This window comes from Pseudomonas trivialis (assembly GCF_001439805.1).
GTDB lineage: Bacteria > Pseudomonadota > Gammaproteobacteria > Pseudomonadales > Pseudomonadaceae > Aquipseudomonas > Aquipseudomonas trivialis.
Genome location: NZ_JYLK01000021.1, coordinates 59,591 through 67,187 on the forward strand (window position 1 = coordinate 59,591; position 7,597 = coordinate 67,187).

Annotated in this window: 7 protein-coding genes and 1 pseudogene; 2 read left to right on the top strand and 6 right to left on the bottom strand. The window is 59.0% G+C overall.

The features are described from left to right. Positions 1 to 7: 7 nt before the first annotated feature. The 5 genes and pseudogenes from TU79_RS23110 to TU79_RS23130 all read right to left on the bottom strand — a co-directional run bounded on the left by TU79_RS23110 (position 8) and on the right by TU79_RS23130 (position 1,876). Positions 8 to 244 carry a DUF6124 family protein gene (locus TU79_RS23110; protein WP_057010154.1) on the bottom strand — a complete coding sequence of 79 codons (237 nt, stop codon included), beginning with the start codon at positions 242 to 244 and terminating at the stop codon, positions 8 to 10. 99 nt (positions 245 to 343) lie between these two features. Then, positions 344 to 580 (bottom strand): annotated as a pseudogene (locus tag TU79_RS26455) (transposase domain-containing protein); the annotation flags it as partial. A 266-nt stretch (positions 581 to 846) separates the two neighbouring features. Then, the gene (locus tag TU79_RS23120) at positions 847 to 1,140 is read right to left on the bottom strand and encodes a type II toxin-antitoxin system RelE/ParE family toxin (protein WP_082638702.1); all 294 of its coding nucleotides are present in this window, start codon (positions 1,138 to 1,140) and stop codon (positions 847 to 849) included. Continuing rightward, positions 1,128 to 1,400, bottom strand: a complete 273-nt coding sequence (locus tag TU79_RS23125; protein ID WP_003393486.1) for a CopG family ribbon-helix-helix protein — start codon at positions 1,398 to 1,400, stop codon at positions 1,128 to 1,130. The genes TU79_RS23120 and TU79_RS23125 overlap by 13 nt, the downstream gene beginning before the upstream one ends. Before the next feature lie 239 nt (positions 1,401 to 1,639). Further along, on the bottom strand, positions 1,640 to 1,876 hold the full coding sequence (locus TU79_RS23130; RefSeq protein ID WP_057010157.1) for a DUF6124 family protein: 237 nt from the start codon (positions 1,874 to 1,876) through the stop codon (positions 1,640 to 1,642). 465 nt (positions 1,877 to 2,341) lie between these two features. On the opposite strand from TU79_RS23130, the gene ycaC reads away from it, so the two are divergent. Next, positions 2,342 to 2,974, top strand: a complete 633-nt coding sequence (gene ycaC, locus TU79_RS23135; protein WP_057010158.1) for an isochorismate family cysteine hydrolase YcaC — start codon at positions 2,342 to 2,344, stop codon at positions 2,972 to 2,974. A 43-nt stretch (positions 2,975 to 3,017) separates the two neighbouring features. Here the strand turns inward: ycaC and TU79_RS23140 are convergent, their stop codons facing one another. Beyond that, positions 3,018 to 4,337 carry a sensor histidine kinase gene (locus TU79_RS23140; protein WP_057010159.1) on the bottom strand — a complete coding sequence of 440 codons (1,320 nt, stop codon included), beginning with the start codon at positions 4,335 to 4,337 and terminating at the stop codon, positions 3,018 to 3,020. Between the two features lie 361 nt (positions 4,338 to 4,698). Here TU79_RS23140 and TU79_RS23145 point away from each other — a divergent pair. Then, positions 4,699 to 7,597 (top strand): DUF6531 domain-containing protein (locus tag TU79_RS23145; RefSeq protein WP_169793814.1); only part of this gene is annotated, 2,899 nt, incomplete at its 3' end.

Here is a 7,597-nt window from a genome sequence, read left to right on the forward strand (position 1 = left end):
CGTTGCATCAAGCCGGCCGCATGCACTCCACAGCCCGCTCCGCCACCATTTTCGCCATGTCCACCAAATGCATCACCGCCCGCTGTGGCGCAGCTACCGGCTGTGCGAGCGCCTGCGAAGTTGCCACTGCACATTGCAGCAGCTCGGCTACACGCACCCAGGCATCTTCAAAGCTCAGTTCTTCATTGACAGTGAATGGGTTAGTTGAAGTCGATGACAGCGAATCCGAACGAACGTTATCCATAGCAAAACCTCTAGCAGTAAGTGAATACCACCGTCATTTCGCGACTAAACGAATGTATCCGATCCATAACCCCCGCCTACCCAACAGTGTGTTAACGGTTTATCGTGGCATTTCTGGCGAGCAGTTCCACGGCAGCAAGGCTTCATAATCTTCAAGCGACGAAGCCTGAGGCAGCCGCTCCAGTACGTGGCGCAGCCACGTATAGGGCTCTTGGCCGTTGACCTTGGCTGTCTCGACCACGCTGTAGATCTTTGCGCTGGCAGCGGCGCCGTTGACGGTATCGCTGAACAACCAAGCTTTACGTCCGATCACAAACGGCTTGATCGCTCTTTCAGCAGGGTGAACGAGCCCCGTATCTGTCGGGCGTTCACGCACGGCTACGCCAACACCTGCGGACAGGTTGAGATCTTTCATGTCTTGGATAACCCAACCGGCCTTTTCAAGCTTAGGGTCGATTTGCTGACGAGCTTTTAACTCTGGCGTCATGATGCTGATCCCTGCAAATTCCGCACTATTGAATTGAACCAATAACAACCAAGCACTTAGGTCTTTCTGGAGACTGGGCTGACCGATTTCAAACCGCTGAAAATACGCAGCCTTGCTCAATAACCGACTTCTTTCTGATGCCGAAAGGCCAATACATAGACAGCATCATCCGCGCGCTCATGCCGATAGAGCGCAACATAGCCCGAATCGCCAAACTCGATGATCAGCTCACGCAGTTCCGGCAGTTCTGGAAATGGGCGACCTACTTCTGGGTCTTCTTCCAGTCGAGCGAGCTGTCGCTCAATCACCTGGGCAGCTCGCCGAGCTACCTGCGGACCTTTCTCGACAAGAAACTGACGACAGCGCTCCAACCCTTGTGCAGCACCTTCGGTGATAATTACTCGTGGCACTTAGGAAGCTCCGCCTCAGCCTCAGTACCCCAGGTATTGAGCCAGGCCCGAGTCTCTTGGCCGGTCAGATGCCGACCTGTTTCCTGATACGCCGCCCACGACGCCAAGGCTTCTTGCTTGAAACTCTCACGGGCTTCCTCGCGCTCAACGTACTGCGCTATCGCTTCGCGCATAATCCAGTGGGACGAACGTTGACGCAGACCAGCCAAGTGCTGAATACGATTTTTCAACTCGTCATCGATCTTGATGGAAGTGGCCATAGCCGAACCCTCGCTATCTAAAGGTATTACCTTTGGATAAGGTATCAGTCGCCCGGTGTATCTGTCCACGCGTCAAGAAGCCGGACGATGTCACGCAGAACCTGGATGGGGGGACAAGCGGGGGGACAGAAATACGATTAAAAAATAAACCTATATAAATCAATATATTGGATATTTAAAAACGCCGGCCACAAGCCGGCTTTTTAATGCCTGTAAAAAACCTCGCTCCAGCCGTTGCATCAAGCCGGCCGCATGCACTCCACAGCCCGCTCCGCCACCATTTTCGCCATGTCCACCAAATGCATCACCGCCCGCTGTGGCGCAGCTACCGGCTGTGCGAGCGCCTGCGAAGTTGCCACCGCACATTGCAGCAGCTCGGCTACACGCAACCAGGCATCTTCAAAGCTCAGTTCTTCATTGACAGTGAATGGGTGGGTAGCACGCGATGACGACGAATCCGAAACAACGTTATCCATAGCAAAACTCCAATCGATAATTTGGAGCTGCCACTTCGCGCGACTAAACGAAAGGCGGCAGCTGTGCGCAGGTTAGTCGACCGGTCGATTGGGAACCCGGCGCACCCGAAGGTGCCCTGCGCACAGCTGCCATAAGATGCAGGCGAAGGGGTGCCTGACTCATGAGTTGCTTATGCGCCAATCGAATCCGAGCGACTAAACCCGATCACTGAATAGGCAGTGACGGACCGCAGCCTAGTCGCGGGATTTCACTGGCGCAAGCCGCTGGGATTCTCTAGGAAACGTCCTGCAAATGAAAGGGATCGGACCTGCTGGCTATTCAATACGCGAGAAAGCAACCACCGCCTACTGTCTCCTTCAAGTTGACAGTAAGACTCCCGCCACCCGATTTATCCTCCATTCCCCGCGCTTTAACCTGTGCCCATGTTGAACAAAACATCCAACCCACCAAAAAGGACTTCAACCATGAGCACTCCAACCTACAGCCGCTTGAACAAAGACGACGCCATCGTTCTGCTGGTCGACCACCAGACCGGCCTCATCTCGCTGGTGCAGGACTTCTCCCCCAACGAGTTCAAGAACAACGTGCTGGCGCTGGCCGACCTGGCCAAGTTCTTCAACCTGCCGACCATCCTCACCACCAGCTTCGAGCAAGGCCCCAACGGCCCACTGGTGCCGGAGTTGAAGGAGATGTTTCCGGATGCGCCGTATATCGCGCGCCCTGGTCAGATCAACGCGTGGGACAACGAAGACTTCGTCAAAGCGATCAAGGCCACCGGCCGCAGGCAGATCATCATTGCCGGTGTGGTCACGGATGTGTGCGTGGCGTTCCCGACCTTGTCGGCGCTGGCAGAAGGCTTTGAGGTATTTGTGGTGACGGATGCGTCGGGCACCTTTAATACCACCGTGCAACAGGCGGCCTGGAGCCGGATGACCCAGGCCGGTGCGCAGCTGATGAACTGGTTCTCGGTGGCGTGCGAGCTGCACCGCGACTGGCGCAACGACATCGAAGGCCTGGGGAATCTGTTGTCCCAGCGCATTCCCAACTATCGTAACTTGATGAATGGTTATGCCGCGCTGACAGCCCAGCAGAAGTAAATCACCCGCCAAGCCTGCCCTTAAAAGCAGGCTTTTTCACGTCTCAATCGACAAGCAAATTTGGGTCGATACGCCCCAGAGCCCGCATGTACAGGTTCATGGTGGTCCCCTCACCCAATGCCGTGTGGACTTTCACCGTACCACCCGCGCGCTGCGCGAATTCCATCACTTGGGACAGTCCCAGCCCGGTGCCTTTGCCTGCGCACTTGGTGGTGAAAAAGGGCTCAAAAATCTGCGCGGCGAGGGCTTCGGGGATGCCCGGGCCGTTGTCGCTGACGCTGAGCAACAGGTAATTGCCTGCGGCCAGCGCTTCGTCCTGGGTCAGGTTGACCAGACGCGAGCTGATGTGGATACGGCCTTTGCCGCCCAAGGCATCCCGGGCGTTGGTCAGCAGGTTGATGACCGCTGCGCTCAACTGCGCTTCTTCGCACAATACGCCGGTGCCCGGTGGCGACAGCTCCATTGAGAACTCGACACCGTCCGAAGCGGTGCGCAACAACACGTCGCGCATGCTCCCCAGGCGCTCGTTCACGTCGATGCACATCAGGTTGGGGCTGTCGTGGCGCACGCTGGTCAGCAGGTGGTTGACCAGCAATCGGCCTTGATCCACGGCTTGCATGCCTGCATCGCTGAAGCGTTCGACATCCGCCGGCCTGCGTGCGCGCAGGCGAATCATTTGCAGGCTGGCGCTCAGGGCCTGGAGCAAGTTGTTGAAGTCGTGGGCGATGCTGGCGGCTACCATGCCCAGGGACGAAACACGCTTGGCATGATGAAGAAACTGTTCGGCCTGGCGGCCCAGTGCTTGCGCCTGGGCGAGTTCACTCTCCAGGCTGCGCGCGCGCTGTTCGCGTTGTTCGCTGAGCAGGCGCAATTGCAGCAACGAGGCCGTTTGTCGGGCCAGGGCCAGCAGCGCGTTGTGTTGCGCCACGGTCAGCGTGCGTGGTCGCGTATCGATGACACACACGGTGCCCAAGGCAAAACCTCGATCATCGCGGATCGGCGCACCTGCATAAAAGCGGATGTATGGTGGGCCCAGCACCAGTGCGCTGTGTTCAAAACGCGGGTCGCACAGGGCGTCTTCAACCACCAGCACCTCATCGGGCGCGAGGATGGCATGGGCGCAGAACGCCAGATCGCGATGGGTCTCGCGCACGTCCAGGCCGATACAGGCCTTGAACCACTGCCGCTCGTTGTCCACCAGCGACACCAGCGCAATCGGCACATCACACAGGCCCGTCGCCAGCAGCACGATGTCGTCGAAACCTTGCTCGGGAACGCTGTCCAGAATATCCAGGTGTTCCAGGGACCTTATGCGCTCATGCTCGTTGGCGGGAGGCGGGGCAGGAAGATGAGGCATCTGCATACGTCGCGATCAATCCGTGAAAGAAATGGATGCGCGGGGCATTGCGGCCCGGCAAGGTAAACAATGGAAATCTTGTTGCCGTGAATATTCGCTGTTTTCCTGAAGCCTCAGCACGCACCCGCAGGCATGCACTGCGCTGGTTAGAGGCACCCCTACGGCAATCGTTCATTGGCTCCCCTCCGACACTGCGGTGGTGGTGTCAGTCAATAAGCAGGATCGCTATCTGAAGTAGCCGTCCAGCATGAGTTGCCGCTGACTTCTGCGCTGCTGTCGTAAGCCCATTCTGATTTTGCACACCGTTCATCCAGCCCTATTTCGCCGGGGCAGAATCCGACGCCTTGACCCTGCCGAGACGTCACGGATGACCCACGCTGCCCACATCGCTTTTATCGAGCACGAGCTCAATGACTTTCACCAAAGCCTGCTGATTTATCGCCAGCAGATGGGCGCCTGGTATTCGCGCGCGCTGGATTCAGTGAGCGATGGGTTGGATATGCCGTCGTTGCTGGGGATGGACCGGGTGATTCGGGTGGGCGATGCCCAGCACTCCGTGGGCATTGCCGATGCTGATTTTTCCACCGTGGCCCGCTGCCCGGCGGGCGGTGTGCTGAAGATCGAGAGCACGTTCGAGTCGGTCTATGACGTGCCGATTGGCGATATTGCGGTTGAGGTGATCGGCCTGGATGACGGCAGCTCCACGCTGATCCAGCTGGATGAACACGGCAAGGGATCACACGTTTGCATGGCCGGCGGACGTTATCAGGTGCGGGTGCAGGGCGGAGTTTCGACGCAACAGGTGGACGCGTTGTTCGCTTCCTACACCGGGCTGACGACGGACCTGGAGCAATGGCTGCGCAAGCAGTGGGAAGGCTTCAAGCCGTATTGGCAGCACTCCACGGCCAGTGCGATTGGCAGCGGTGTGCTGGCCGGCAGTTGGGCGGCGATCCGCGACGCGTGGGACAGCATCAAGCAGGTGCAGGCCATTCTTGAAGACCCGCTGAAGTACGTCGAACAGCTCGGTGAGCAAGCGACCAACCTGGCGCAACTCGCCATCAATGCGCCCAAAGTCATGGAACAGGCAATGCTGCTGGCCAGTGATGAGGCAGCGCTGTTTCTGCTGGTGCGCACGGCGATGCTGTGGCTGGACGCATTGCCGCCCGGACAGATGGCCGAAGTCGCGGCGGGGTTTGTGGTGTCGTTGCTGATCGATCTTGTGATCGGCGCGGTACTGACCCTCGCACTGCCTGCTGCGGGTGTCGCGTATCTGAGTATGCGACTGGTCAAGTACGGCGGGCAGATTCTCGACGCGGCAGTTGGCTTTGTTAAGAGCGTGCTGGCGATTCTGAGTACGTTCATGCAGGCAGTGGATCGTTACAAGGCGGTGGCAATTCGCGGTGTGGTTGGCGGGTTAAGGCAAGGCACGCTGCAGATGCGCTGGCGGGCTCGGCAGAACGCAGTGTTGAGGCAGAAAGAGGCCGTGGATGACGTGCCGGTTTCGGCGAAGAACCCGGCGGGGGATGCGGCTGCCTCTTCGGACAAGACCGTGACCCACGGTTGCCCGGTGTCGATGGTCACCGGCGAGGAATTGCTCACCCTCACCGATGGCACGCTGGACGGGATTTTACCGTTTGAGTGGACGCGCGCTTATCGCACCAGTGCGGTGGAAATCGATGTTGGGCTGGGGTTTGGCTGGAGTCATGCCCTGGCGCAGCGGCTGGTGGTTGCGGGCGATTCGGTGGTGTGGACGGATCATGAAAATCGCTCAACCGAGTTTCCGTTGCCGTCCGCTTCTCGACCGGCGATCACCAACAGCCTGGCCGAAGCGGCGATTTTTCTGGGCGATTTGCCGGATGAACTGGTGCTGGCCCAGGCGTCGCGGTTTTATCACTTTCGCGATGGCGTGCTGGTGTCGATCAGCGATGCGTATGACAACCGGCTGCGCATTTCCCGCGACGTGCTGGGGCGCATTGAACGGCTGGACAACGGCGCCGGGCGCTCGCTGTGGTTGCGCTATGCGCAGGGCCGCATTGCGGCGGTGGACTACCAGGTGCATCGCGCCAAAGGCCGTGAGCCTTACGAGTGGGTGACTGAACAGACGGTGGTGTCCTACGCCTACGACGACGCGGGCCGACTGGTGTCGGCGACCAATGCCGTAGGCGAATGCGAGGTTTATCGGTACGACGAGCAGCACGTGATTCTCGAGCGTGGGCTGGCCGGTGGCGCGAGTTTCTTTTGGGCGTGGGATCGAGCTGGCAAGGCGGCGCGCTGTGTACGGCATTGGGCCAGTTTTACGCAGATGGACACGCGCTATGTGTGGGGTGATGACGGGCGCGTCACCGTGCATAACGCCGATGGCAGTCAGGAAGTGTATGTGCATGACCCGCGGGCGCGGCTGGTGCAGCGGGTTGATCCGGATGGCGCTCAGCACTTCAAATCCTACGATGAAAAAGGCCGGCTGACGGTTGAGCAGGACCCGCTGGGCGCGGTGACGGCGTATCAGTATGACGAGGCTGGGCGCTTGGTGGCGCTGTTTCCCGGGGATGATGAGCCGACGTCCTACGAGCATGACAACGGGTTCGTACGGGTGGTGCGCCGGGGTGAGGCGGTTTGGAAATACGAGCGTAATGAACAAGGCGACGTAACGCGCAGGACCGATCCTGACGGCCATGTCACCGACTACAGCTACAACAAACACGGGCAACTGATTGGGGTGTGGTATCCCGATCACAGTTGTCAGCGGCTGGTGTGGAATGAGCGCGGGCAACTGCTTGAGGAACAGTTGCCCAATGGCGGGATCAGGCGCTATCGCTATGACGACCTGGGTCGGCAAGTGGCCCGCGAGGATGAGCATGGCGCGCTGACCCAGTATCAGTGGGACAGTGTGGGCCGGCTGATTCGCCTGATATTGCCGGGCGGTGCATGCAGGGAATACAGCTACAACGCCTACGGAAAAATCACCGCCGAACGCGATGAACTGGGCCACGTCACCCGCTACGAGTATGCCGATGGGCTGCACCTGATCAGTCGGCGCATCAATGCCGATGGCACCCAGGTCCAATACCGCTATGACAACGTGCGGCTATTGCTGACCGAGATCGAAAACGAGGTGGGCGAGACCTACCGGCTCGCTTACCACCCCAACGGGTTGATCCAGCAGGAAGTCGGCTTTGACGGCCAGCGCACCGCCTACGTTTATGACCTCAACGGCCATCTGCAGGAAAAGACTGAATACGGCGACGATGGCAGTCAGTTGGTTACCC

Coding starts and splice junctions, on each gene's coding strand:
- TU79_RS23110 (WP_057010154.1), bottom strand. CDS start 244: ATGGATAACGTTCGTTCGGATTCGCTGTCATCGACTTCAACTAACCCA.
- TU79_RS23130 (WP_057010157.1), bottom strand. CDS start 1,876: ATGGATAACGTTGTTTCGGATTCGTCGTCATCGCGTGCTACCCACCCA.
- ycaC (WP_057010158.1), top strand. CDS start 2,342: ATGAGCACTCCAACCTACAGCCGCTTGAACAAAGACGACGCCATCGTT.
- TU79_RS23125 (WP_003393486.1), bottom strand. CDS start 1,400: ATGGCCACTTCCATCAAGATCGATGACGAGTTGAAAAATCGTATTCAG.
- TU79_RS23140 (WP_057010159.1), bottom strand. CDS start 4,337: ATGCAGATGCCTCATCTTCCTGCCCCGCCTCCCGCCAACGAGCATGAG.